The following is a 25062-nucleotide window of genomic DNA, read 5'->3' on the forward strand; positions in this document are numbered from 1 at the left end:
GAGCCAACTTGTTGGCGAGAGGCATGACGCGGTGTGCAGAATGCGCCGCGAACACGTTCGCTCCTGCCAGGACATCAAGCGACGGCTTCGGCCGGCGACACGATACTGGTCTTCATCCCCCGGGAACGCCCCGAACTCAAGTAGGCAGCAATCGATTCCTGGGTCACCTCTCCGAGGAACACCCGCTCGGCATCCATCACCGGCAGCCATGAGCGGTTGAACTCGTACATGCGCGACAGCAGGATGCGCAGATGTTCGTCGTAGACGGCGGTGGCGTTGAACTCACGCAGGAATTGCGCACAGGTGCCGGTCTGGCGATGCAGGTCACGACGGCGCACATAGCCCAGGGCTTTGTTCTCGCTGTCGGTAACGACGACATAGCGGCGGTCGTTCTCGTCCATGACTTCCAGGGCGTCGGCCACCGGAGTTTCCGGGCTGACCGATGGGGCGTTATCGGCAGCGTCTTCGGCCTTGACCAGCAACAGGCGCTTGAGGGTGCTGTCCTGGCCGACGAAGTTGGAGACGAAGTCATCAGCCGGATGCGCCAGCAGCGTATCCGGATGATCGATCTGCAGCAGCCTGCCGGCGCGGAAAATCGCGATCTTGTCGCCCAGCTTGATGGCTTCATCGATATCGTGGCTGACCATGATCACGGTCTTGTTGAGCGCCCGTTGCATCTCAAAGAACTCGTTCTGAATCATCTCGCGATTGATCGGGTCCACGGCGCCGAAAGGTTCGTCCATCAGCAATACCGGGGCGTCGGCAGCCAGGGCACGGATCACGCCGATACGCTGCTGCTGGCCTCCGGACAATTCACGGGGGTAGCGATGCAGATACTGCTTGGGCTCGAGCTTGATCATGCTCATCAGCTCCCGGGCGCGGTCGTGGCATTTCTGCTTGTCCCAACCGAGCAGGCGCGGCACCACGGTGATGTTCTCTTCGATGGTCATGTTCGGGAACAGGCCGATCTGCTGGATCACGTAACCGATGTTGCGGCGCAGGGTCACTTCGTCCAGGCCCGTGGTGTCTTCACCGTTGATCAGCACCTTGCCGGAGGTCGGCATGATCAGACGGTTGATCATTTTCAGCGTGGTGCTCTTGCCGCAGCCCGACGGGCCGAGGAACACACAGATCTCGCCTTCATTGACGGTCAGGCTGACGGAATCAACGGCTTTGACTTCTTTGCCATTGCTCTGGAATGTTTTGCTCAGGTTCTGGAGTTCGATCATTTCAGTAATCCTTTTGGAGTCAGCGTGCGTTGCAGCCATTGCAGAAGCAGGTCGGCGAAGATGGCCAGTAGGCTGACCAGCAAGGCGCCGACGATCAGCATCGACATGTCGCTGCGGCTGATGGAAGCGAGGATGAGGACGCCCAGGCCACCGGCGCCGATGGTCGCGGCGATAGTCATGACACCGATATTCATCACCACGGCGGTGCGTACACCGGCAAGGATCACCGGCACGGCGATGGGCAGCTCGACCATGCGCAGGCGCTGGCCGAAGGTCATGCCGATGCCTTTGGCGGCTTCACGAATGCCCGGCTCAACGCTGGTCAGGGCCAGATAGGTGTTGCGCATGATCGGCAGCAGTGAATACAGGAACACGGCGGTGATGGCCGGCATCGGCCCCAGGCCCTGGCCGAATTTGGAGTAGAACGGCAACAGCAGGCCGAACAGGGCAATGGACGGCACGGTCAGCAGCACGGTGGCGCTGGCTTGCAGGGGGCCGGCCAGGCTCGGGAAGCGGGTCATCAGGATACCCAGGGGCACACCGATGACTATCGCCAGGGTCACGGCGACGCCGACCAGGGTGATGTGCTGCCAGGTCAAGTGCAGGACCTGGGCCCAGTCCAGATGGGAGAAGGCGTTAAGAAAGCTCATGATCTTCTCCTGCTCAGTTCAATGGATGTGCGCGCAGGAAATCTGCGGCAACGGTAGATGGGCTGTCGTGATCGACATCGACCCGGGCATTGAGCTCGCGCATGGTGGCGTTATCCAGCAGGTCGGCCAGTGGCTTGAGCAGCCCGGTGAGGTCGGGGTGCTGATCCAGATAGGCCTGACGAATCACCGGCGCGGCGGTGTAGTCCGGGAAGTAATGCTTGTCGTCCTGCAACACTTTCAGGCGAAACGCATTCAGGCGCCCGTCGGTGGTGTAGACCAGCCCGGCGAACACCTGGCCGTTGCGCAGTGCGGTGTAGACCAGCCCGGCATCCATCTGCCGGGTGTTTTCGCGGCCGAGGTTCATGTCGTAGTGCTTGACCATGCCCACCAGGCCGTCGGAACGGTTGGCGAACTCGGTATCGAGGGCGACGATATGGCCTTCTTTGGCCTCGTCCTTGAGCACCTGGCTCAGGTCAGACATGGTGTTGATCTGCGGGTACTGGTCGGCGATCTTCTGCGGCAGGGCCAGCGCGTAGGTGTTGTTGAACTTCGACGGCGAGAGCCAGGCCAGGCCCTTCTTCGCATCCAGTCCCTTGACCCGGTCGTAGGTCTGCTGGCTATCGAGCTTTTCATCGATATGGTTGTAGGAGACCAGCGAGACACCGGTGTATTCCCAGACCAGATCCAGCTGCCCGGTTTCCTGAGCGCTGCGGGCCAGGGTACTGCCCAGGCCACCGGTGATCTGCACGTCATAGTTCTTGGTGCGCAGATATTGCGCGGTGAGTTCGGCAAGCAGGGTCTGCTCGGTGAACACCCGGGCGCCGATGCGCAACAGCGGTTTATCGGCCGCCTGGGCAAATCCGGCGAACAGCAAGGCAAAGGCTAAAAACAAGCCTGTCTTTTTCATGAGTTGTTTCCTTCTCTCGGCGGGCTCAGCGAGCCAGGCCACGTTCCAGCCAGATACGACTGGCAAGGGTCACCAGGCCGTCGAGCAACAGCGCAAGCAGCGCCGTACAGGCAGCGCCCAGGACCAGCTGTGGCTGATTGTTCAAGGCGATGCCGGGGAAGATCAGGCTGCCAAGACTGTTGGCGCCGATCAGGAACACCAGGGGCGCGGTGCCGACGTTGATCGCCAGGGCAACCCGCACGCCGCCGACAATGATCGGCACGGCGTTGGGCAATTCCACCTGCCAGAGCACCTGGCGCGGGGTCATGCCGATGCCTGTGGCGGCTTCCTTGAGTGAGCCCTGGACGTTTTTCAGACCTTCGAAGGTGTTGCGCACGATGGGCAGCAACGAGGCCAGGAACAAGGCGAAGATGGCCGGACCACTGCCAATGCCGAGGATACCCAGGGCGATGGCCAGGACCGCGAGAGGCGGAACGGTGTTACCGACGTTGAAGATCTGCATGAAGCGTTCGGCACTGCCGATGCGCTGCGGACGGCTCAGGATGATGCCGGCCGGGATGCCGACCACGAGGGCGGCGCACATGGACACCAGAACCAGTATCACGTGTGCTTGCAGATAAAACAGCAGATCGTCCTGATACTGCTTGATCGTATCGATGCCGATCCAATGGACCAGCAGGGCCAGGAGTACGATAGTCACCGTACCTCCCAATAGCCCCTTGCCATAGCGATTAGCCACAGGCGGACTCCTTATTTCAGTCGGCGAACGGATGCCAGGGTCCACCATGTCGGTGACCTGTCACAGCGTTCGCGAAGAGCAGCGGGTGGGTCGCCATTGAGGTTTTTACCTCGGCGAAAACACAAGCCATGAGCGCAGCTTCGTCAAGCTAACTTGCTGATATTGCAGACCCTGACAGTGCGTGTTGCAGGGGAATGGACGTCTCCACGTTTTAAAAGGTTCCCATCTGAAGCAGCAAATTGCCACCCTTAATCGACTGAACGGTTCGGTTATTGCCTTGACTTAGGCTATAATCGCTGCCCTTTTTTGACTCACCTGCCAGGCGATTTCCCATGACCCAACAGGCCGCCGAAGTCGCGAAACGCCGCACCTTCGCAATCATTTCCCACCCGGATGCGGGTAAGACCACCATCACTGAAAAGCTGCTGTTGATGGGCAAGGCCATTGCCATTGCTGGTACGGTGAAATCACGTAAGTCTGATCGCCATGCGACGTCCGACTGGATGGAAATGGAGAAGCAGCGCGGCATCTCCATCACCACCTCGGTCATGCAGTTCCCGTATCGCGATCACATGATCAACCTGCTCGACACTCCGGGCCACGAAGACTTCTCCGAAGATACCTATCGCACCTTGACGGCAGTGGACTCGGCACTGATGGTCCTCGATGGCGGTAAGGGTGTAGAGCCACGGACCATCGCCCTGATGGACGTCTGCCGCCTGCGCGACACGCCCATCGTCAGCTTCATCAACAAACTCGACCGCGACATCCGCGACCCGATCGAGCTACTGGATGAAATCGAAGCGGTCCTCAAGATCAAGGCTGCGCCGATCACCTGGCCGATCGGCTGCTACCGCGACTTCAAGGGTGTCTATCACCTGGCGGACGACTACATCATTGTCTACACCGCCGGTCACGGGCATGAGCGCACCGACGTCAAGATCATCCAGAAACTGGACTCCGACGAAGCCCGCGCCCACTTGGGCGACGAGTACGACCGCTTTGTCGAACAGCTGGAACTGGTGCAGGGCGCCTGCCACGAGTTCAATCAGGAAGAGTTCATCAACGGTCAACTGACCCCGGTGTTCTTCGGTACCGCACTGGGCAACTTCGGTGTCGACCATGTCCTCGACGCCGTCGTCGACTGGGCGCCAATGCCGTTGGCGCGGGTCGCCAACGAGCGCACTGTGGAACCGGCCGAAGAGAAGTTCAGCGGTTTCGTGTTCAAGATCCAGGCGAACATGGACCCCAAGCACCGCGACCGCATCGCCTTCATGCGCATCTGCTCGGGCCGTTACGAAAAAGGCATGAAGATGCGCCACGTACGCTTGGGCAAGGATGTGCGTATCGGTGACGCCCTGACCTTCTTCTCCTCCGAGCGCGAGCAACTGGAAGAAGCCTACGCAGGCGATATCATCGGCCTGCACAACCACGGCACGATTCAGATTGGCGATACCTTCAGCGAGGGCGAGACCCTGGGCTTCACCGGTATCCCGCACTTCGCCCCGGAACTGTTCCGCCGCGTACGCCTGAAAGACCCGCTCAAGTCCAAGCAACTGCGCCAGGGCCTGCAGCAACTGGCCGAAGAAGGCGCCACCCAGGTGTTCTTCCCGCAGCGCAGCAACGACATCATCCTCGGGGCCGTCGGTGTGCTGCAGTTCGATGTGGTCGCCAGCCGCCTCAAGGAAGAATACAAGGTCGAATGCGCCTACGAGCCAATCACCGTGTGGTCGGCCCGCTGGATCGACTGCGCGGACAAGAAGAAGCTTGAAGAGTTTGAAAACAAGGCCGTGGAAAACCTGGCACTGGACGGCGGCGGTCACCTGACCTACCTGGCGCCAACCCGGGTCAACCTGGCACTGATGGAAGAACGCTGGAAAGACGTGAGCTTCCGCGCGACGCGTGAGCATCACTAAGGCTGTAAGCCTGGGCACGAAACCTGTGGGAGCGGATTCATCCGCGAAAAAGCCAGTACATCCGACACATCTCTAGTGTCGCAAGTACCGTCTTCGCGAATGAATTCGCTCCCACAAATCTCGCTCCCGAGAGTTTAAACAGATCGGTTACAGCATCTCGTTCAAGATCCACTGCGTGACATCCGTGCGCTTGGGCTCCCAACCCAGCAGCTCACGGGCATTCTTGCCGCGCACCCGGCTGTTGGAACCCAGGCCGTAATTGGCCATCTCGTAGCCCCATTCGGCTTCAGCATCCTTGAGCGGCCAGTCCTGGGCCGGGCCGAGGTTCAACGCCTTGGCAATGGCATTGCTCATATCGGCAAACGCAGCTTCGCCACTCTCCACGAAATAGAAAGTACCGGCCGGATTCTTCTCCAAAGCCAGGGCATAGAGCGCCACCACATCTTCGATATGCACGTTGGACCAGATGTTCTGGCCTGTGCCGACGTGACGAACGATGCCGCTTTTCTGCGCCTGCTTGAGCAAGCGTGGCAGTTGCACGCTATCGCGCTTCACGCCCAGGCTATGGCCGTAGATCAGGGTGTTGCAGATCACCGCCGAGCGCACGCCCTGCTTCGCGGCATCGAGCACTAAATTGTCGATGGCGACCCGAGCGGCCTTGTCGGCAGTCGGCTCCGGCAACCGGCCTTCGTAGTAGATAACGTCGCTGCCTTTACCACCCGAGGCATCACCGACGATGCTCGAACCGCTGGTATGCAGGAACACCTTGTTCGACCCTTTCAAACCGGCGATCAACGCCTCTACCGCGCCGCGATGATCACTGCTGGCGGCGTTGATCACTGCATCGGCCTGACGCGCCTGCCCGGAAAGCAATCCGCTGTCGTCCAGAGTGCCGATGACTGGCGTGATACCCAACGCAAGCATTTGCGCTTCCTGCTCGGCAGTGCGAACCAGGCCGGAGACTTGATGGCCCTGCTTGACGAGGGCGGTGGCGATGGAGCCGCCGATAAAACCGGCAGCGCCCGTAATGAAAATCTTCATGGAATGACTCCTCAGGGGTAAGTAACTGTTGCCCCCAGTATCGAGCAGGTATTACCTCTGAAAAAGTCATGCAAGGCCAAATGAATGTTGCGTATAAATCACGAATATCCTTGAAAACTCGAACTATGTTCGACTGGCTTTAGCCGGGAAAGCGCCGGTACATTCGCCACAATTGCATGGTCAGATCTGACGCCTTCCCGGCTAAAGCCGGTCCCACATCCCACTATCCCGTCTTATCAGCGCCCGGCTTTTTCCTTCAACCGCCCGGCGTCGCCAAGCCAGCCGGCTGCGCCATTGTGCAACCAGTCCGCCGCGCCCGGCGCATGCTTGAGCTGGCTGTCGAGGAACGCCAGGCTAAGGGACTGGATCGCTGCGACCTGCTTCGGATCGGTCGGCGGCTCGCCAGCCGACGGCCCATTGGCCCCTCGGGACGGTGCGCCGCGGCTGCGGCCCTTGCCGCCGCCATGGGACTGTTTGCTGCCGGTGTCGGTAGCCTCGGGCAGCCTGGCGGTCTTGCTATCCGGCTTCGGCGCACTCACCAGTTCCGTGCCGGAAAAGGTCTTGTGGGTGGCCCGGTTCAGGTCCACCTGATAACTCCCTGCGACATTCACCGAGTCGCCGACTACCTGACGCAGGTGGTAAGTGTTGACCCAGTTGAACGGGTCTTCGTCATTCTGGCCGGTCAGCGACAATACCGGCACCGATACCCTGGCGAACTGCGCCGGATCGGCACCGGCTTCGGCGTACGGGCTGAGCAACAGCAAGGCTTTGGGCTGCACTGGTGACGCAGCCGGGTTCATCGCCATGGCCAGGGCGGTTTGCGCTCCCAGGTCGAAACCGGCGAAGACCACCTGATTCCAGTCGATGGCCGCCAATTGTGCATCGCCCTTGGCGGCGCGGCTGCGCGCTTCTTTGATGACTTTCTGTACCGTGGCCAGGCGCCGTTGCAACGCCGAGTCGGCATAGCGATAAGCTGCCAGGCCATGGAAGTCACCGGCCTGGGCCAGGCCACTGGCGTAGATGTCCGGGCCGTCGTCCTGATCCTGAATCGACAGCACTGCATAACCGGCCTGTGCCCAGGCCCGCCGCCACTGCTCCCCGCCCGTGGCCGACTCACCCAGCCCCGGCAGATAAATGATCAGCGGCACCGGCCCCGCCGTCACCGGCGCCTGCAAGGCCACCGCGACAGACTGCGGGCCGAAGTCCCAGTCAGCCTCCCAACCGGTTACCTGCTGGCGGGCCGACTTATAGGCGGTGCCGAGGTCCTCATCGAGCTGCTCGTTGAACTTGATACGCGGATCGGTAGGCGTGCTGGAACAGGCAGACAACAGGCCCAGCGTCCCCAGCAGGACAGCCGCAGCCAGGCGGTATTGAACAGGAATGAGCTTCACAGGGTTATCTCGATAAAAGGTCGGGACAGGCAAAGCGCCAGCCTAACCGCAGCAAGCTGAACGGCAAGGGGCTGAGAGCGTAAATAATGGGTAAAGGCAGAAGCCGCAATCATAGATGTGGGACCGGCTTTAGCCGGGAAGAGGCAAGTACAGTCGATGCATCTCTATCGCTTGCCTTGAAGTCTTCCCGGCTAAAGCCGGTCTCACAATAAACGGCCCCCATTTCAGGCGGCATACCCCGCCATCTTCTGCTGGATGAAATCCAGAAAGCATTGAATCCGCAGCGCCAGTTGCGAGTTGCGGTAGTACACCGCATGGATCGGCTGGCGATAGCCGCTGTTGGCCTCGGGCAGCAGCACTTTCAGGCGGCCTTTGTGGATGTCGTCGTGGGTCATGAAATGCGACAGGCAAACAATCCCTTCACCGGCTATAGCCAGTTGACGCAAGGTTTCGCCACTCGACGCCGCGACCGCCGGCTGAATGAACAGGCGATCCCCTTCGGCATGACGCAATGGCCAATGATTGAGGGTTTCGGTCTGGGTAAAGCCCAACAATGTGTGGCTGCTCAAGTCCTGAACGCGGCGCGGCGTGCCATGCTGCTCAAGATAAGCCGGGCTGGCGAGGATATTCAGCGGGCTGCTGCCCAACGAACGGGCATGCAGGGTCGAGTCGGCCAGGCTGCCGATACGGATAGCGATGTCGGTGCTTTGCTCCAGCAAGTCGATGATCAAATCGTTGCTGTTGAGCTCCAGCTGAATATCGGGGTACAGCAGGCGAAACTCGGCGACATAGGGCACCACCGAATGCAGCATGAAAGGCGATGCGGCGTTGATCCGCAGACGCCCGGCGGGGTGTTGCTGGCGCAGGGACAGGCGCTCTTCGAGGTCTTCCATCTGCGCCAGAATCTGCCGCGCGCGCTCGAGGAAGAACTTGCCCTCTTCGGTCAGGTCCATACGCCGCGTGGTGCGGTTGATCAGGGTGGTTTCCAGCTTGGCTTCAAGCCGCGACAAGGTGCGACTCACGGCCGAAGGCGTCTGGCCGAATTGCTCGGCAGCCGCCGAAATGGAGCCGCTTTCGATAACAGAAATAAAGACTTGTAGCTCGTCGGATCTGGCTTTCATTATTGTTCTCCGCTCAAAACACGCTGGATGTTAGCCGTGTTTGAAGCAAAGAACATCCGACTATCGCAGGGCTACTCAGGCGGTGATATTGAAAACCTGTGCCAGGTGCGCCTGATATCGCTGCACATCGGCTTCGATATTCGGCACTTTCATCACGTCTACCGCCAGGAAAGTCGGCAGGCCGGTCAGGCCAAGGAACTGATTGGCCTTGTGGAATGGGAAGTACACGGCGTCCACGCCCTTGGCTTCGAAGAAGTCGGTCGGATCATCGAAGGCTTGTTGCGGGGCGTTCCAGGTCGCGGAAATCATGTACTGACGACCTTGCAGCAATCCGCCACTGCCGTATTTCTGCGATGCGTCGGAGCGGGTGCGACCGTCGTTGGCATACAGGCTGCCGTAGCCCTCGGTGAAGACTTCGTCGATGTATTTCTTCACCGTCCAAGGCGCGCCCATCCACCAGCCCGGCATCTGCCAGACGATGACGTCAGCCCAGAGAAACTTCTGCACTTCTTCGGCGGCGTCGTAACCGCCGTCGATAAAGGTTTCCTTCACGTCAAAACCGGCATGGTCCATAAAAGCCACGGCAGCTTCGTGCAAGGTGGCGTTGTAACGACCCTCGGAGTGGGCGAATTGCTTGCCGCCATTCAAAAACAGGATTTTTTTCATCTTGATTCTCGTCGCTATCCCGCAAGCCCACAGGGCTGGTCCGGGAAGTCAGTAAGGGGAAGTGACGGCAGGATAACGACGCAATAGCGGCAGATTAAGCAGAAGCGGAGCAAAAGATATTTGCTTAAAAGGCACAAATCAACAGTGAACTCTTGAATTAGGATTCGACAAATTTCTTCCCTCAGGAGCCCATCCCATGAACGCCTTGTATGGCTTTATCCTCCACGCCTACACCCGGCCGGACAAGTCTGATGCATTCCTGGCCCTGTTCAGTCAGTACGTGGAGCAGAGTCGCGAGGAGGACGGCTGCATCGAGTACCACATGCTGCGCGACCGTGAAAATCCGTCGCTGTTTATCTTCTATGAAGTCTGGCAATCCAAGGCGCATCTGGATGTGCACTCCTCGTTGCCGCATATGGCGCGCTTCTTCGAAAATCGCATGTACTACCTGGAGCGGGATTTCGAGGTCCGCATGATCGACATGATCAGCCCGTCATCCGCTAATCAATAAGTGCAGGCCCAGGCCGCCGACGCCAATGAAGAACAGGCGCTTGAACAATTGGGCGCTGATGCGTTGGCGCAAATACTGACCCAGCCACATACCCAGCAGCGCGGGTAGCAGCGCCAACAGCGAAGCGCTCAGCTCCCCCCCACCCAATGCGCCGCTGCGCAATAGCGTGGCTGCCAGGGCCAGGGTCGCCACGGTAAAGGCCAACCCGAGGGCCTGCACCAATTGGTTTCGCTCAAGACCCAGCGCCTGTAGATAAGGTACGGCGGGAATCACAAAAACCCCGGTAGCCGAACTGATCAAACCGGTGAGAAAGCCGCATAACGGCCCCAGCCAGCGTTCATGCCGGGGGGCGACGTGCAGTGGCGGTAGAAACAATCCCGTCAACGCATACAGCAACAACGCACCGCCCAGCGCTCTACCCATGGCAGCGTCCGAGCCTATTCCCAACAGCCAGGAACCCGCTGCGGTGCCCAGCGCCACCATGGTCAGCATCGGCCATAGGCGCTTGAGCAACGGCCGCAACTGCCCGCCAATCGCCAGCTGCCAGACATTGGTCACCGTCGACGGGATGATCAACAGCGCCGCTGCCTGAGCCGGAAGCATAGCCAGGCCCAGCAAGCCCATGGCCACGGTCGGCAGGCCCAGGCCGATCACGCCCTTGACCGTACCGGCCAGCAGAAAGGTGCCCAGCACTAACGCGCAAAGGCCCAAACCCAGTATTTGATAGTGTTCGATCAGTGCGTTCATGGCCTCATGATGGCGGCCACGGCGTGCCTTGAAAATCTGCCATATACTGAGCCAGCCTCAGTTTCTGCCATAGGCTTACCTTCATGCACTTCGACCTGACCGACCTGCGCCTGATCCTCAAGGTGGTGGAAAGGGGCAATATCACCGCCGCCGCCCATCGCAGCCATTTGTCCCTGGCCTCGGCCAGTGCCAGGGTGCGCGCACTGGAAGCATCGTTGAATACCCCGTTGTTCGAGCGCGGGCGCCGGGGCGTCACGCCGACTCCAGCGGGCCTGGCCATGGCTCAGCATGCGCGACTGATCCTGCAACAGGTAGAACGCATGCAATCGGATCTGGCCGATTACGCCAAAGGCTTCAAGGGACGGGTGCGCCTGTTGGGCAATAGCTCGGCCCTGAGTGAACATCTGCCGGAGCTGCTGGCCGACTTTCTGGTCAGCAATCCGTCCATTGATGTTGAACTGGAAGAACGCCCCAGCTTGCGCATTCTTCATGCCCTGCGCCAAGGAGAGGCCGACATCGGCATCATTTCCGACGCCGTGGACGCCAGCGACCTGCAGACCCTGCCGTTTCGCAAAGATCCACTGGCCCTGGTGATGCCTCTGGGCCATCCATTGGCCGGGGAACCCACCCTGAGTTTCAGTCAGGCCCTGGATCACGAATTCGTCGGCATGAGCGCCAATAGCGCACTGGCCCTGTACCTGGAAGAACAGTCACTGCATGTCGGCCGCCGTCTGAACATCCGCGTGCGCGCCGAAGGCTTCGACGCCGCTCTGCGCATGGTCGCCCGGGGTGCCGGCCTGAGCGTGATGCCGCAGATAGTCCTTGAACGCTGGCAGGGGCCGCAGCCATTCCATAGCCTGCCGTTGAACGATCCCTGGGCCCAGCGCCGACTGCTGCTGTGCGCCCGCGACTTCGCCGCTCTGCCGGGTTATGCCAGGGTGTTGCTGGATGCACTGAGCCGGGGCTGAAAACCAGCGTTTATGGACAACCCGATGTCGAGTTCAGACAACTGGCCCGCCTCCATCCACCCTATGGTGGGCGCACGCAATTTGCGCCACTGATCTGGAGCTGTCATGTCTAACCTGATTACCGTCCTGCGCGATACCCATCCTTTGCCCGTCGTCGATGCCTGCAAGTGGGAAAAACTCGCGGGCGACCCGCACACCGTCAACCTCAATTGCTACACCTCCGCTGACGGCGAAAAGATCATGGGCACCTGGATCTGCACCCCGGGCAAGTGGTACGTGGAATACACCAAGTGGGAATACTGCGACTTCCAGGAGGGCTACTGCATCCTGACTCCCGAAGGCAAAGACCCGATCCACCTGAAAGCCGGCGACAAGTTCATCATCGAGCCAGGCTTCAAAGGCAATTGGGAAGTGGTCGAGACTGTGCGCAAGTACTTCGTTTTTGCCTGATTATCATCGAAAGATGAAATGACTTTATTTTTGTGGGGAAGAATTGATTCGCGGAGGAGCCAGTACACTCAACGCGCCGTTGTCGTCTGGCTCCGCCCAACCGCGCCTCAGTGAGCGCGCGAGAAGAATTCAAAGAAACATCCCTCAGCCCTTTGCGATTTGCCCTACAGAACCCTCCAGCACATTCCTTTAGCGTTCGTCTCCTCAAAGACGTCACCCAAGGAATGGCATGATCCCCGTTACCCGACTCGGCGACAAACACGTCTGCCCCATCCCCGGCCATGGCACCTCGACTATCGTCAGCGCATCGTCCGACGTTCAGATCAACGACCTGGGCGCCGCCCGCGTGGGCGATGTCTGCGGTTGTGGCGCGGTGATCACGGCAGGCTATCCGCGCATCATCATCAACCATCGGCCGGTCGCGCATCTGGGCAGCCCGACCAGCCACGGCGGCTTCATCGTCTCGGGCAGCCACGATACCTTTGGCGGCTATCAATTCGAGGGTGAATGCACCGAGACCGTGATCGACTTCGCCAAACTCGGCACCGTGCGCCCGGACGGCTCGGTTGATGAGCCACTCATGGCGCAACTGCTGGCCGACCCGCAGCTAAAGGAACGAGCCCTGCTTTCGGGAGCGCTGCTGCAATCCGAGGCTGCGCCTCAAGCTGCCAAGGAGCCGCTGACACCCGAGCTGATCGCGGTCGCCGGCAGCCAGCACGATAACGGCTCCGGCAACAAGATGATGTTCATCGCCCAGGCCGTGCGCGAGCTGGCTGAATTCCGGTCCGACAAGCCCGGCCTGACGCGCACATTGGTGGTGTTCGCCCCGAGCTACAACGACGCCATGCTCAGCGCGGCGCGCGCGTCTGCCGACCACTACGACGCAGCCTTCATCACCGTTGGCAACGCTCAGGAGCTGATCCACTACCTCAATCAAGGCAAAGACCGTAAGCAATCCCCTATCGAACACCTATCGCTGTTCAGCCACGGCGTACCCCAGCGCATTGCCTTTGGCTACCAACTGGCCGAAGACCAAGAGCTGTCCCTTGATGTACTGAACTACGAACAGCTTTCCGCCCTCGCGTTTGCCGGTTCCGCGCAAATCGACAGCTACGCCTGCCGCACGGGTATGGGCAACGTGCATGACCTTGCTATCGAAGGGCTGTTCCAGTTCTTCTCGCAAACCGATGAAAGCCTGGCGCAGTTATTGGCTGATCATCTGCAGATCAAGGTACGCGCATTTATTCGGCGCTCGGATTACAAGAATACCTGGGGGTCGTTTAGAGATCGCCAGCGGAGTAAGTCGTGTGAGGCTAAAGGTAGTGCGGTGCCACACGAGAAGTGGTGTAAGTGGTGGAGGGAGTTAGCCACGGAGCGGTATGAAACTGATAAGAGTTTGAGGTTCACTTACCAGCTCGTGGGCGCCATTCATCCTGTGATATCTGGCAATACGCCTGTAGGCGCGTCAGGAGAATACTTTGAGTTTCTGCCAAAATAATAAGCTCTGGATCGCCTTGGCTTTTTTTCTTTTCTTGCTGGTGATTGTTATGAATTATGGGGCCAAACTAATGACAGGTGTATATAAAAAGGACTTGGGTAATGGCGTCGTAATCTATGCGGACGACTATGTGAGAACTGGACGCTGGGTATTCGATTGTGAATATCGTCGACTGATCAGTCGTGAACCATTGTCGACTCCGTTGGCAGAGCTGAATACCGCCGGAAAACTCACAATAGGTAATATGTATACTTTAAGCAAGACTGATGAAGTCCTGGCAAAGGAGGCCATTAGAGCTATTGTGCGCATACCTGAATGGCATAAAAGAATTCGTTATCTTTACTCTGGGCTAGATGAGAACAGTGTGCTCAGATATCATACATTCTCTTTGCTGGTTAAACATGCTGGGCGTAAATGGGCCGTCGAAATTGATCAATCTATCGGCTATGACAACAAATCCAGCTTCAAGGTAACTGCCACACGCTACGACCCCGAAATATATATGGATCACTCTAGGCTGCTTCAGGCCGCTGCCGAAAGCTGCCCTGTTCCTCAATGAATTTCGACAAGCTCGGTATTGTAAGCCCAGGCAGCCCGGTCGATGACGAGCTCATGGCGCAGTTATTGTCCGATCAACTGCAAATAAAGGTGCGCGCGTTTATTCGGCACTCGGATTACAAGAATACCTGGGGATCGTTTAGAGATCGCCAGCGGAGTAAGTCGTGTCAGGTTAATGGTAGTGCGGTTCCACACGAAAAGTGGTGGAAGTGGTGGAAGTGGTGGAAGGAGTTGGAGGGCGAGCGCAAAAAGTACGATAAAAGCTCAAAATCCACCTACTAGTCCGCAGGAGCCAGCAAGCCTGTGATTTCAGGCGATACACCCGTCGGTGCGCCGGGAGGTCACCTTGAGTTTCTACCGAAGTAAGAATCTATGGGCTGCAATAATCATTCTCTCGCCGTCACTGCTAGTCGCGGCTCATTACGGATTAAAGATAATGACAAGTGTGTATAAGCGGGATTTTGGAAATGGTGTAGTCGTTTACGCCGACGATTTTGTGAAATCGGGTAAGTGGGTGTTCGACTGCAGCAACTCTCGGCTGATAAGCCGCCAGCCACTGGTAGTGCCCCTGGCCGAACTTGAGGAGTCTGGCAGACTGACTATCGGTAGAATGTATTCTCTGAGCGATGCCGACGAAGAGCAGGCAAAGGTAGCGATCAGAGCGATCACTGAGATTGAAGACTGGTACAAAAAACTATATTACCGTTACTCTCGTCTGGGTGAAAATAACAATCTAAATTTACACATTTTTGATTTGTTCGCCAGGCATGAAGGTCGGCAATGGGCGTTGAACGTTGAACAGTGGCTTGATAGCAAAAACAGATCCAGCTTCGAGATAGTTGCCGAGCCCTACGACCCCGAAACCTATATGGATTATGCAAGATCACTGCAGGCTGCCGCCAAAAGTTGTCCTGTTCCGCAATGAATTTCGACAAGCTCGGTATTGTAAGCCCAGGAAGCCCGGTCGATGACGCGCTCATAGCGCAGTTATTGGTCGATCATTTGCAAATAAAGGTGCGTGCGTTTATTCGGCGCTCGGATTACAAGAATACCTGGGGTTCGTTTAGAGATAGGCAGCGGAGTAAGTCGTGTGAGGTTAATGGCAGTGCGGCGCCACACGAGGCGTGGTGCAGGCGGTGGAAGGAGTTGGAAATTGAGCGTGATAAGTACGATAAAAGCTCAAAATTTACCTACCAGTCCGCAGGAGCCAGCAAGCCTGTGATTTCAGGCGATACACCCGTCGGTGCGCCGGGAGGTCACCTTGAATTTCTATCGAAGTAAGAATTTATGGGTTGCAATAATCATGTTCTCGCCGTTACTGCTGGTCGCGGCTCACTATGGATTAAAGATAATGACAAGTGTATATAAACGGGATTTTGGCAATGGTGTAGTTGTCTACGCCGATGATTTTGTGAAGTCGGGTAAGTGGGTCTTCGATTGCAGCAACTCTCGGCTGATAAGCCGCCAGCCACTGGTAGTGCCCCTGGCCGAACTTGAGGAGTCTGGCAGACTGACTATCGGTAGAATGTATTCTCTGAGCGATGCCGACGAAGCGCAGGCAACAGTAGCGATCAGGGCGATAACCGGGATTGACGGTTGGTACAAAAAACTATATTACCGCTATTCCTATGTGGGCGAAGATAACGATTTAAATTTACACGTTTTTGATTTGCTCGCCAGGCATGATGGTCGGCTATGGGCATTGAACGTTGAGCAGTGGCTTGACAGCAAAAACGGATCCAGCTTCGAGATAATTGCCGAGCCCTACGACCCCGAAACCTATATGGATTATGCCAAGTCATTACAGGCTGCCGCCAAAAGCTGCCCTGTTCCGCAGTGAAAATCTTAGCTAGACAAGGGATGAGAACATAAATATATGATATGGAATACTGCGACTTTCAGGAGGGCTACTGCATCCTGACTCCCGAAGGTAAAGACCCGATCCATCTGAAAGCCGGCGACAAGTTCATCATCGAGCCAGGCTTCAAAGGCAATTGGGAAGTGGTCGAGACTGTGCGCAAATACTTCGTTTTTGCCTGATCCGGCTTTTCTGTGGGACCGGCTTCAGCCGGGAAGACAATGGGGCAGACGATATACGGGTATCGATCCTGCCTACGCCTTCCCGGCTAAAGCCGGTCCGACAAAGGCTGCACAGGTGACCCTGCGGCGCTGCCTGCAATATCCCCATACCGCACATCCCATCGCACAATCACCTATAAAACATCCCTTACCCACTGCCAGGGATTTAAACAATGCGCAGCCTCATCACCCTCATTGCCCTGCTTATCATTGGCATCGGCAACGTCTTGGCGGCCCCGCCAAAGCACTATCTCTACACCTCATCCGGTGAGCTTGAACAGCTCGGTGCGCTGTTGACGCGCCCTGATATCGAAGGGGTGCAGATCGTTTACTCATGGAAGCTGCTGGAAAACGCCGAAGGCCAATACAACTTTTCCGCTATCGAAGAAGACCTCGCCCGACTGGGCAAACTCGACAAGAAACTGTTCATCCAGATTCAGGACCGGTTCTTCACTGCCGAAGCCCGCAATATCCCGCTCTACCTGCAACAGGAGCCGGTCTATCACGGTGGGCTGATGGCCCAATCCGACAATGCCGGTGAAGGCATGCCCGAAGGCCAGGGGTGGGTAGCGATGCAATGGCAGCCGAGTGTGCGGGCACGTTTCCAGGCGTTGCTGGCTGCCCTGGCGGCGTCATTCGATGGCCGCATCGCGGGTATGAATTTGCCGGAAACCGCTATCGACATTGATGTGAATGACGCCGCTTCCGGCTTTACCTGCGAAGGCTATTTCGCCGCGACCCTGGACAATATCCGCTTCGCTCGCAACGCCTTCAAACAGTCTCATGTGGTGCAGTACGTCAACTTCTTCCCCTGTGAGTGGAATGACGATCAGCGCTATATGTCGCGGTTATTCGAGTTCGCAGCAAATAACCGCATCGGCCTCGGCGGCCCGGATATCGTGCCGTACAAGAAGGCCCATATGAACGCCGCCTACCCATTCCTTAATCGCTACAAAAAGCGGCTGGAACAGGTGGCCATGGCGGTACAGGAACCGACCCTGACCTATACCAACCCAAAGACCGGCGCGCCTTTCACCCGCGAGGAGCTCGTGACTTTCGCCGAAGATTACCTGGGGGTCGATATCATCTTCTGGAGTACGCAAACGCCCTGGCTCAACCCGCAATGATCAGGCCTTGGCCCAGGCCCGAATCTGCTCCAGCGTTGCCGTCGCGCCACCGCAGACGATAAACAGTACCTTGCCCTGGGCCGGAAGCTTTTCCGGGTGATAGGCCAGGGCCAGCGCTGCACCGCAGGCAGGTTCGACCAGAACACGGTGATCACTCAAAAACTGCTCACAGGCATCAAGGGCCTCGGCATCCGACACCACGACGCTGTGAATCCGGTGATTCTTCAGGCTCGCCACCGCCTGCGCACAGACCCGTTTGGCGCCCAGAGATGTTGCCACCGAAGTAATCGCATCGATCTCCACCGCTTCGCCCGCCTGCACCGCTGCATGAAAGGACGCCGCGCCCGACGTTTCCACCGCATACACGGGCACGTCCTGCCAGCCATTGCGATCGAGCCCCTCGATCATCCCCGACAGCAGGCCGCCACCGCCCACCGACAGGACCACCGCATCAGGCTTGAGCCCGGCTGCCGCGACTTCATCGATCAGCGTGGCATGGCCGGTCCACAGCAGCGGATCGTCGAAGGGATGGATAAAAGCATCGGCATCCGTCACCAGAGTCTGGGCCAGGGCGTTGGCCTCCTGCCAGGACGCGCCATGCACGATCACTTCGGCCTGCTCCAGACGCAACAGATCCTGCGCCCGCTGAGTAGTGGTTTGCGGTACGACTACCGTAACCGGCACACCCAGTGCCCGCCCGGCATACGCCACCGCTAACCCGGCATTACCGCCCGAAGATGAAATGAAACGCTTGGCACCGCGAGCATGATGGACTTCACAGGCATGCCCCACGCCGCGAATCTTGAACGAACCCGGCGGCTGCAAGGCATCGAGTTTCAGCCACACGGAATAACCGGCGCGCTCGCTCAGGGCGCGGGATTCGAGCAGCGGCGTGTTGATATGCAAGGCCATGCGAGGGGCTCCATCTGACATAGGGGAAGGGATCGTATCCTAGCCTTTTCTTGCCTCGCGGGAAGCTCGCCGTAGCGCGGCACAGAGCAAATGTGGGACCGGCTTTAGCCGGGAAGGCGTATTCCCGGCTAAAGCCGGTCCCACAGTGTCCACTACTGAGATCTAAACCTCCCGCCCCCCGAGATTATTGACACACCACGCCTCGGCCATCTGTGTAAACGCCAATGCCGCCGCACTCTGGTAGCCATTCCGCCGCCGCAACAACGCCGCCGTACGCTGTGGCGGATAGCCTTCGAGCTGATAGCAGCGCAACCCGCGTTCTTCACTGGCAATGGCCTCGGGCAGGATGGTGGCCATCGGCGCATGGCGCAGAATTTCGAGAATCGCCCCCACTGAATTGGTCTCCATCACCACCTTGGGCCTGACCTCATGCACACGGAAGTAATCCTCGATGCAGGTGCGGGTAATGAAGTCTTTAGTCAGCAGCACCAAAGGTTGCTCGGACAACTGCGGCGGCGCTACCCGGATCTTGTTGCGGGCAAAGAACGGGTGATGCCTGCCCACCATCAGGCCCAGGGTTTCCACCAACAGCGGCAGGCGCTCGATTTCCGGGTTGCGCACCGTATCGAAGGCAATGGCGATATCGATGGCGTCCTCGGCCAGTTCGCTCTCGATATCGTTGAGCGAGCGCTCCAGGACGGTCAGGTGGATATCGGGATATCTCGCAGTAAAGTCGCGGATCAGCGGGCCGGCCAGGTAAGGGATGAAAGTCGGTGTCAGGGCCAGGCGCAAACTGCCCCGAGACAGGTCCTGGACATCGTGGATGGCCCGTTTGCCCGCCTCCAGCTCCAGCAGCATCTTGCGCGCATGTTCGATATAGGCCGTCCCTGCCGCCGTGGGGCGGACGCTGCGCCCCGAACGGTCAAGGAGTTCGACGCCGAGTTCTTCTTCCAACTGCTTGATCTGCTGGGACAGGGTCGGTTGCGAAACATGCAGCACCTCGGCGGCACGGCTGAAGTTGCCCTGCTCAGCCACGGCGAGCAGGTAGCGGATATGTCGCAGCAGCATTGGGGGCGCTCCGAGGAAGCTATAGGCAGGAGCAATAGAAACTATTGCATATCGGTCTTGGACGCTATCACGCAGATGCGATGAGTATGGGCCACTGCCGCCCTTCCCTTGCTTACAGGAATCACCCTATGCAACAGTCCCATGCTTTCCAGGATCCCTCCCAGGCCCTGACCAGCAAAGTGCTGGAAATCAAAGCCCGCAAGGACTTGTCCTTCGCCCAGTTGACCGAAGGCACCGGCCTGAGCCTTGCCTACGTCACTGCCGCGTTGCTCGGTCAGCATCCGCTGCCCGCCGATGCCGCGAAAGTCATCGGCAAGCACCTGGACCTGGACGACAGCACCGTCGCCCAACTGCAGACCATCCCGTTGCGCGGCAGCCTGCCCAATGGCATACCCACCGATCCGACCATCTATCGCTTCTACGAGATGATCCAGGTCTACGGCACCACCCTAAAAGCCATCGTCCACGAGCAGTTCGGGGACGGCATTATCAGCGCCATCAACTTCAAGCTCGACGTGAAAAAGGTTAAGGATCCCGAGGGCGGTTCCCGCGCCGTCATCACTCTGGACGGAAAGTTTTTGCCTTACAAACCGTTCTGAGTGGTCTGTAACCATTGGCGCGGGCTTGAGCCGGTTCTGCGACGAAAGGCCCGGGCCAGTGCCGAAGGACTTTCATAACCGACCTCATCGGCAATCAAGGCGATGGGGCGGCCTTCGCGCAGGCGTTTCTGCGCCAGGCTGACCCGCCAGCTGAGCAGATACTCCGCAGGCGGCTGCCCGACCACCTCATGAAAATGCGCGGCAAAACTGGCTCGCGACATCCCCGCCGCTTCGGCCAGTTCACCCACCGTCCAGGCCTGCTGCGGCATGGCGTGCATCAAGTTCAACGCCTTGGCCAGACGCAGGTCCGCAAGCCCCGCGAGCATGCCGCTGCCCAGTCGCTCTTCGTTGAGCAGATAGCGCAGCAGTTGAATTACCAATAGCTCGAACAGCCGGTCCATGACCGCCTCGCGCCCGCACATATCGCCGAACGCCTCAGCAAACAGCCATTCCAGGGTCGGCCCCAGCAAGGCACTGGAAGACAGCGGCAGCAGCAAGTAATCCGGCAAAGCGGCAGCAATCGGATTGCCTGAACCGGCGGCGAAATCCAGGCTGGCACAAACGATTTGCGCCGACTCTCCGGGCGCCGGCGTCAGGCGATGGGCATAGGCCCGGGGGAAAAAGATCAGCGTCGGCTCGCTCAACGTCAGCTCGCGATTGTCAGCCAGGCGCAGCCCAAGCACACCACTGCGCAACACATGCAGATGACCATGACGACCGTCCGCATCGAAGGCTGCGGCGTTGCAGAATTCACCGCTGTGAAAGGTCCCGGCACTGACGCCGAAGTGATTGAGCAGCGTGGACAGGCGATCCATGGAAGCCCTCGGGTTTGGACGATCGGTTGCATTTCTTCGACTTTTAGCAGCCGAACGATACACCTTTCGCCCTAGGATAAGTCCATGTCCTTAATTGCATCGGAGTCCGCCATGAGCGAAGTCACCGTCTACACCACCAACACCTGCCCCTACTGCGTCGCCGCCAAAAGCCTGCTGGCGGGTAAAGGCGTCAAGCCGATCGAGATCAACGTTGCCGGCTCGAACGAGAAAATGCTGGAAATGATGAGCCGCAGTGGGCGTCGCAGCGTGCCGCAGATTTTCATCAACGACCTGCATGTGGGTGGGTTCGATGATTTGGCGCTACTGGAAAGAAAAGGCGAGCTGAACGCGTTGCTGGCTGGTTGAACCGGGAGCAAATGGTGGGAGCGAATTTATTCGCGAAGAGGCCGGTACATTCAGCGCATCTTCAGCGGCTTGAATATCGCTTTCGCGAATGAATTCGCTCCCACAGTAGCGCGTGCATATCGTCGGATCTGTGGGAGCGGATTCATCCGCGAAGGGGCCAGTACATCCAACACATTGGCGGCGTACGGAAGAAAGCTTTCGCGAATGAATTCGCTCCCACAGTAGCGCGTGAATATCATCGATACCTGTGGGAGCGGATTCATCCGCGAAGGGGCCAGTACATCCAACACATGGCGGCGTCCGGAATAAAGCTTTCGCGAATGAATTCGCTCCCACAGAATCTCCTACAGGAGTTAGCCCAACGCCATTATTCAGCCTTGCGATACCCCTCGATAATCGCCGAGAAATCCTTGCCGCCATCGCCACGCTGGCTCATCGCCTGATACAGCTGTTGCGCCAATGCGCCGAGGATCACCGGTTGATGGGCCGCCTTCGCCGCTTCGGTGGCCAGGCCCAGGTCCTTGAGCATCAGGTCGGCGCCAAAGCCACCGGTATAACCGCGCGAAGCCGGGGCGGTTTCGACCACGCCGGGCCAGGGGTTATAGATTTCCGAACTCCAGCAACGGCCGGTGGAGCTGTTGATGATGTTGGCCAGAATCCCGGTATCGATGCCCAACGAATTGCCCAGGGCCATGGCTTCGGCGACGCCGATCATGGAGATGCCCAGCAGCATGTTATTGCAGATCTTGGCGATCTGCCCGGTGCCGATATCGCCGCAATGCACGATGTTCTTGCCCATGCGCGCGAGTACCGGCTTGAGCACTTCGAAGTGTTCGACACTGGCGCCGACCATGAACGTCAGGGTCCCGGCCTGGGCGCCACCGGTACCGCCCGAGACCGGCGCGTCACCCAATACCACACCCTGTTTGGCCGCCGCAGCGGCGACGTCACGTATGGTCTGCGGGTCGATGGTGCTGCAATCCACCGCTGGCACGCCGGCGGCGATGCCAGCCAGCACGCCGTCTTCGCCCAGGTACACGCTGCGCACATGGGCAGCGGCAGGCAGCATGGTAATGACCATATCGCTGCCCTGAGCGGCGTGTTTCGGTGATTCGCTGATGCGCCCACCGAGGGCAGCCAGTTCCGCCAGCACGGCGGTGTTGAGGTCGAACAGGTGCAACTGGTAGCCAGCCTTGAGCAGGTTGCGCGCCATGGGGGCGCCCATGTTGCCCAGGCCGATAAATGCGATTTTCATGGCAGTTCTCCCTAACGCAGGTTGATCGTCGTGTTCACGCCATCGTTGACGCTGTCGTCGTCGAACCAGCGACTGGTGACGGTCTTGGTCTGAGTGTAGAACTGCACCACCTGCTTGCCGTACGGACCGAGATCGCCGAGCTTGGAACCGCGTGAACCGGTAAAGCTGAAGAACGGCACCGGCACCGGAATCGGGATATTGATGCCCACCTGGCCGACATCGATTTCACTCTGGAATTTGCGCGCTGCCGCTCCACTCTGAGTGAATAAACCGGTGCCATTACCGTAGGGGTTGGCGTTGACCAGGGCGATGGCCTGATCAAGGGTATCGACTTCCAGCACCACCAGGACCGGGCCGAAGATTTCCTGGGTGTAGATCTGCATCTCGGTGGTCACCCCGGAGAACAGGGTCGGCCCGACAAAGTTGCCGTCCTCGAAGCCGGGCACCTTGATGTCGCGGCCATCCAGCTCCAGCTTGGCGCCTTCGCGCACGCCACTTTCGATCAGATCGAGAATGCGTTTTTTCGCCTGACGCGAGATCACCGGTCCGACATCCGTCCCCGCCTCTGAACCGGCATTGACCTTGAGTTTCTGCGCCAGGGCCTTGAGGTCCGGCAGCCACTGTTTCGAAGCGCCCACCAACACGACCACGGAAGTCGCCATGCAGCGCTGACCGGCCGCTCCGAAACCGGCACCGACCAGGGCGTTGAGGGTCTGTTCGCGATTGGCATCGGGCAGTACCACGGCGTGGTTTTTCGCGCCCATCATCGATTGCACACGCTTGCCGTGTTGCCCGGCGAGGTTATAGACGTGGGTGCCCACCGCTGTAGAGCCGACGAATGAAACGGCCTTGATGTCCTTGTGCGTGCAAAGGCCATCGACCACCTCCTTGCCGCCATGCACCACGTTGAGCACACCGGCCGGCACGCCTGCCTCCACGGCCAGTTCCACCAGCAGCATGGTCGACATCGGGTCCTGTTCCGATGGCTTGAGCACGAAGGTATTGCCGCAGGCGATGGCCATGGGAAACATCCACAGCGGGATCATCGCCGGGAAGTTGAAGGGCGTGATGCCCGCGCAGACGCCGATAGGCTGACGCAACGTGTAAGTATCGACGCCACCGGCGACGTTCTCGGTGAACTCGCCCATCTGCAAGGTGCCGATGGAGCAGGCGTGTTCGACCACTTCCAGGCCGCGGAAGATATCGCCCTCGGCGTCAGCAAGAGTCTTGCCCTGCTCGGCACTGAGCACGGCGGCGATGCGTTTGGAGTGCTCGCGAATCAGCGCCTGCAACTTGAGCATGATGCGCATGCGCGCACCCACCGGGGTGTGGCGCCAGGTCAGGAAGGCCTTTTGCGCGGCAGCGACGGCGGCATCCAGTTCGCCCTGAGTGGCGAAAGGCACCTGGGCCAGTACTTGCTGAGTGGCCGGATTGACGATATCGCGCCACTCGGTGCTCTGGGATTCAACCCACTCGCCGTCGATCAACAGTTTGACCCGGGCGACGCTGGTATTGTTGTTATGGGCATTCATTTGGCAGTTTCCTCAAGTAAGTTCGGTCAGACGACGCGCTTCGGGTCGCGCTTCATCAGGGCTGTGCAGAACAGCGCCACAACCCCCATGCCGATCAGGTAAACGATGACGTAATGCGGGCTTCCACCGCCGGATTCGAGCAACTTGGTAGCAATCATTGGCGCAAAACCGCCGCCCAGAACGCCGGCCAGTTGCACCGAGACGGAGATGCCGCTGTAGCGGATCTGCGCCGGGAACTGTCGGGCAAACAGCAACGACTCTGGTGCGTAGAGGATCGGGAAGATGACGCCCACCGCCAGCACCATGGCCCACCAGACCAGAGTCGGCTCACGGGTTTCGAGCATGGCGAAGAACGGATAGACGAAGGCGCAGAGCAGCAGCAACCCGGCGAAATACAGGCGGCGCTGGCCGACCTTGTCCGACAGATGCCCGCAGAACGGCATGGTGAACAGCGACAGCGCCGCCCCGGCGGTAATGGCGTTGAGCACGTCGGCCCGAGGGATATGCAGCTGGTTGGCGGCGTAGGCCAGGGCGAAGGTCACCGACATGTAGAACCAGGCGTTCTCGGCGGTACGGGCGCCAATAATGGTCAGGGTTTCCCGGGGGTGTTCACGCAGGACCTTGAGCAGCGGCATTTTGACTGCGGTGTTTTCCTTCTTGATGCGTTCGAAGTCCGGCGACTCCGGCACTTTCAGGCGAATCAGCCAGCCGACCCCGAGCAGCACGACACTGGCGATGAACGGCAGGCGCCAGCCCCAACTGAGCATGTCGGCTTCCGGCAGTTTCGCCACCAGGCCCATGGCCAGGGACGCCAGCACCAGGCCGGCGCCCACGCCGGTCTGCGGCAGGCTGCCATAGAAACCTTTCTTGCCTTCAGGCGCATGCTCGACAGCCATCAACACCGCCCCGCCCCACTC

General features: G+C 59.0%; 26 protein-coding genes and 1 pseudogene. 12 read left to right on the forward strand and 15 right to left on the reverse strand.

All coding sequences use genetic code 11. From position 1 onward, the window contains the following. Positions 1-74: 74 nt before the first annotated feature. The 4 genes from ACCD02_RS28800 to ACCD02_RS28815 are packed head-to-tail and all read right to left on the reverse strand — an operon-like array spanning position 75 to position 3525. Positions 75-1229 (reverse strand): betaine/proline/choline family ABC transporter ATP-binding protein, encoded by a 1155-nt coding sequence (locus ACCD02_RS28800; protein WP_413309415.1) that lies wholly within the window; start codon positions 1227-1229, stop codon positions 75-77. After that, entirely contained in the window at positions 1226-1879 is a 654-nt protein-coding gene (locus ACCD02_RS28805; RefSeq protein WP_413309417.1) for an ABC transporter permease, read from the reverse strand. The genes ACCD02_RS28800 and ACCD02_RS28805 overlap by 4 nt, the downstream gene beginning before the upstream one ends. Positions 1880-1892: 13 nt before the next feature. Further along, a complete protein-coding gene (locus tag ACCD02_RS28810) occupies positions 1893-2786 on the reverse strand; it encodes a glycine betaine ABC transporter substrate-binding protein (RefSeq protein ID WP_413309419.1) in 894 nt (297 codons plus the stop codon). Positions 2787-2811: 25 nt separating this feature from the next. Beyond that, positions 2812-3525, reverse strand: coding sequence for an ABC transporter permease (locus tag ACCD02_RS28815; RefSeq protein ID WP_413309421.1), 714 nt, complete (start codon positions 3523-3525; stop codon positions 2812-2814). Between the two features lie 332 nt (positions 3526-3857). Here ACCD02_RS28815 and ACCD02_RS28820 point away from each other — a divergent pair, with 332 nt between their 5' ends. Continuing rightward, complete coding sequence (locus ACCD02_RS28820; protein WP_413309423.1) at positions 3858-5441, forward strand: peptide chain release factor 3; 1584 nt, start codon at positions 3858-3860, stop codon at positions 5439-5441. A 147-nt stretch (positions 5442-5588) separates the two neighbouring features. Here the strand turns inward: ACCD02_RS28820 and ACCD02_RS28825 are convergent, their stop codons facing one another. From ACCD02_RS28825 to ACCD02_RS28840, 4 genes are all read right to left on the reverse strand, one after another. Further along, positions 5589-6482, reverse strand: a complete 894-nt coding sequence (locus ACCD02_RS28825; RefSeq protein ID WP_413309425.1) for an NAD-dependent epimerase/dehydratase family protein — start codon at positions 6480-6482, stop codon at positions 5589-5591. A gap of 236 nt (positions 6483-6718) precedes the next feature. Next, complete coding sequence (locus ACCD02_RS28830; protein WP_413309427.1) at positions 6719-7873, reverse strand: alpha/beta hydrolase; 1155 nt, start codon at positions 7871-7873, stop codon at positions 6719-6721. A gap of 224 nt (positions 7874-8097) precedes the next feature. Further along, positions 8098-8994: a LysR substrate-binding domain-containing protein gene (locus tag ACCD02_RS28835; protein WP_413309429.1), complete on the reverse strand. Its 897-nt coding sequence runs from the start codon at positions 8992-8994 to the stop codon at positions 8098-8100. Positions 8995-9069: 75 nt separating this feature from the next. Continuing rightward, positions 9070-9660 carry an NAD(P)H-dependent oxidoreductase gene (locus ACCD02_RS28840; protein ID WP_413309431.1) on the reverse strand — a complete coding sequence of 197 codons (591 nt, stop codon included), beginning with the start codon at positions 9658-9660 and terminating at the stop codon, positions 9070-9072. 196 nt (positions 9661-9856) lie between these two features. Here ACCD02_RS28840 and ACCD02_RS28845 point away from each other — a divergent pair, with 196 nt between their 5' ends. Beyond that, positions 9857-10171 (forward strand): putative quinol monooxygenase, encoded by a 315-nt coding sequence (locus ACCD02_RS28845; RefSeq protein WP_413309433.1) that lies wholly within the window; start codon positions 9857-9859, stop codon positions 10169-10171. Here the strand turns inward: ACCD02_RS28845 and ACCD02_RS28850 are convergent. Continuing rightward, on the reverse strand, positions 10154-10918 hold the full coding sequence (locus tag ACCD02_RS28850) for a sulfite exporter TauE/SafE family protein (protein WP_413309435.1): 765 nt from the start codon (positions 10916-10918) through the stop codon (positions 10154-10156). The two genes, ACCD02_RS28845 and ACCD02_RS28850, sit on opposite strands and share 18 nt — an antisense overlap. A gap of 83 nt (positions 10919-11001) precedes the next feature. Between ACCD02_RS28850 and ACCD02_RS28855 the strand changes: the two genes are divergently transcribed. The 8 genes and pseudogenes from ACCD02_RS28855 to ACCD02_RS28890 all read left to right on the forward strand — a co-directional run bounded on the left by ACCD02_RS28855 (position 11002) and on the right by ACCD02_RS28890 (position 17598). Further along, the gene (locus ACCD02_RS28855; RefSeq protein WP_413309437.1) at positions 11002-11886 is read left to right on the forward strand and encodes a LysR substrate-binding domain-containing protein; all 885 of its coding nucleotides are present in this window, start codon (positions 11002-11004) and stop codon (positions 11884-11886) included. A 105-nt stretch (positions 11887-11991) separates the two neighbouring features. Continuing rightward, complete coding sequence (locus tag ACCD02_RS28860; RefSeq protein WP_413309438.1) at positions 11992-12336, forward strand: cupin domain-containing protein; 345 nt, start codon at positions 11992-11994, stop codon at positions 12334-12336. 229 nt (positions 12337-12565) lie between these two features. Continuing rightward, on the forward strand, positions 12566-13834 hold the full coding sequence (locus ACCD02_RS28865; RefSeq protein WP_413309440.1) for a PAAR domain-containing protein: 1269 nt from the start codon (positions 12566-12568) through the stop codon (positions 13832-13834). After that, on the forward strand, positions 13815-14393 hold the full coding sequence (locus ACCD02_RS28870; protein WP_413309442.1) for a hypothetical protein: 579 nt from the start codon (positions 13815-13817) through the stop codon (positions 14391-14393). Before ACCD02_RS28865 ends, ACCD02_RS28870 begins: the two co-directional genes overlap by 20 nt. 345 nt (positions 14394-14738) lie before the next feature. After that, complete coding sequence (locus tag ACCD02_RS28875; RefSeq protein ID WP_413309444.1) at positions 14739-15317, forward strand: hypothetical protein; 579 nt, start codon at positions 14739-14741, stop codon at positions 15315-15317. A 336-nt stretch (positions 15318-15653) separates the two neighbouring features. Beyond that, positions 15654-16232, forward strand: a complete 579-nt coding sequence (locus ACCD02_RS28880; protein ID WP_413309446.1) for a hypothetical protein — start codon at positions 15654-15656, stop codon at positions 16230-16232. A gap of 44 nt (positions 16233-16276) precedes the next feature. Continuing rightward, positions 16277-16432, forward strand: a pseudogene (locus tag ACCD02_RS28885) (cupin domain-containing protein); the annotation flags it as partial. Positions 16433-16644: 212 nt separating this feature from the next. Then, positions 16645-17598: a hypothetical protein gene (locus tag ACCD02_RS28890; RefSeq protein WP_413309448.1), complete on the forward strand. Its 954-nt coding sequence runs from the start codon at positions 16645-16647 to the stop codon at positions 17596-17598. Here the strand turns inward: ACCD02_RS28890 and ACCD02_RS28895 are convergent, their stop codons facing one another. Then, on the reverse strand, positions 17599-18510 hold the full coding sequence (locus ACCD02_RS28895) for a pyridoxal-phosphate dependent enzyme (RefSeq protein ID WP_413309450.1): 912 nt from the start codon (positions 18508-18510) through the stop codon (positions 17599-17601). A gap of 162 nt (positions 18511-18672) precedes the next feature. Then, the gene (cynR, locus tag ACCD02_RS28900; protein ID WP_413309452.1) at positions 18673-19578 is read right to left on the reverse strand and encodes a transcriptional regulator CynR; all 906 of its coding nucleotides are present in this window, start codon (positions 19576-19578) and stop codon (positions 18673-18675) included. 128 nt (positions 19579-19706) lie between these two features. On the opposite strand from cynR, the gene cynS reads away from it, so the two are divergent. Next, entirely contained in the window at positions 19707-20177 is a 471-nt protein-coding gene (gene cynS / locus ACCD02_RS28905) for a cyanase (protein ID WP_413309454.1), read from the forward strand. Here cynS and ACCD02_RS28910 read toward each other — a convergent pair. Then, a complete protein-coding gene (locus ACCD02_RS28910) occupies positions 20162-20992 on the reverse strand; it encodes a cupin domain-containing protein (protein ID WP_413309456.1) in 831 nt (276 codons plus the stop codon). The genes cynS and ACCD02_RS28910 overlap by 16 nt on opposite strands. Positions 20993-21103: 111 nt before the next feature. Here ACCD02_RS28910 and grxC point away from each other — a divergent pair, with 111 nt between their 5' ends. Then, positions 21104-21358: a glutaredoxin 3 gene (gene grxC, locus ACCD02_RS28915; RefSeq protein WP_413309458.1), complete on the forward strand. Its 255-nt coding sequence runs from the start codon at positions 21104-21106 to the stop codon at positions 21356-21358. Between the two features lie 367 nt (positions 21359-21725). On the opposite strand, the gene mmsB is transcribed toward grxC, so the two are convergent. The 3 genes from mmsB to ACCD02_RS28930 form a co-directional block, all read right to left on the reverse strand. After that, positions 21726-22613, reverse strand: a complete 888-nt coding sequence (gene mmsB / locus ACCD02_RS28920) for a 3-hydroxyisobutyrate dehydrogenase (protein ID WP_413309460.1) — start codon at positions 22611-22613, stop codon at positions 21726-21728. Positions 22614-22624: 11 nt separating this feature from the next. Next, positions 22625-24145, reverse strand: coding sequence for a CoA-acylating methylmalonate-semialdehyde dehydrogenase (locus ACCD02_RS28925; protein ID WP_413309462.1), 1521 nt, complete (start codon positions 24143-24145; stop codon positions 22625-22627). 26 nt (positions 24146-24171) lie between these two features. Continuing rightward, positions 24172-25062 (reverse strand): MFS transporter (locus tag ACCD02_RS28930; protein WP_413309464.1); only part of this gene is annotated, 891 nt, incomplete at its 5' end.

This window comes from Pseudomonas sp. Pseusp88, assembly GCF_047303955.1.
Classification (GTDB): domain Bacteria; phylum Pseudomonadota; class Gammaproteobacteria; order Pseudomonadales; family Pseudomonadaceae; genus Aquipseudomonas.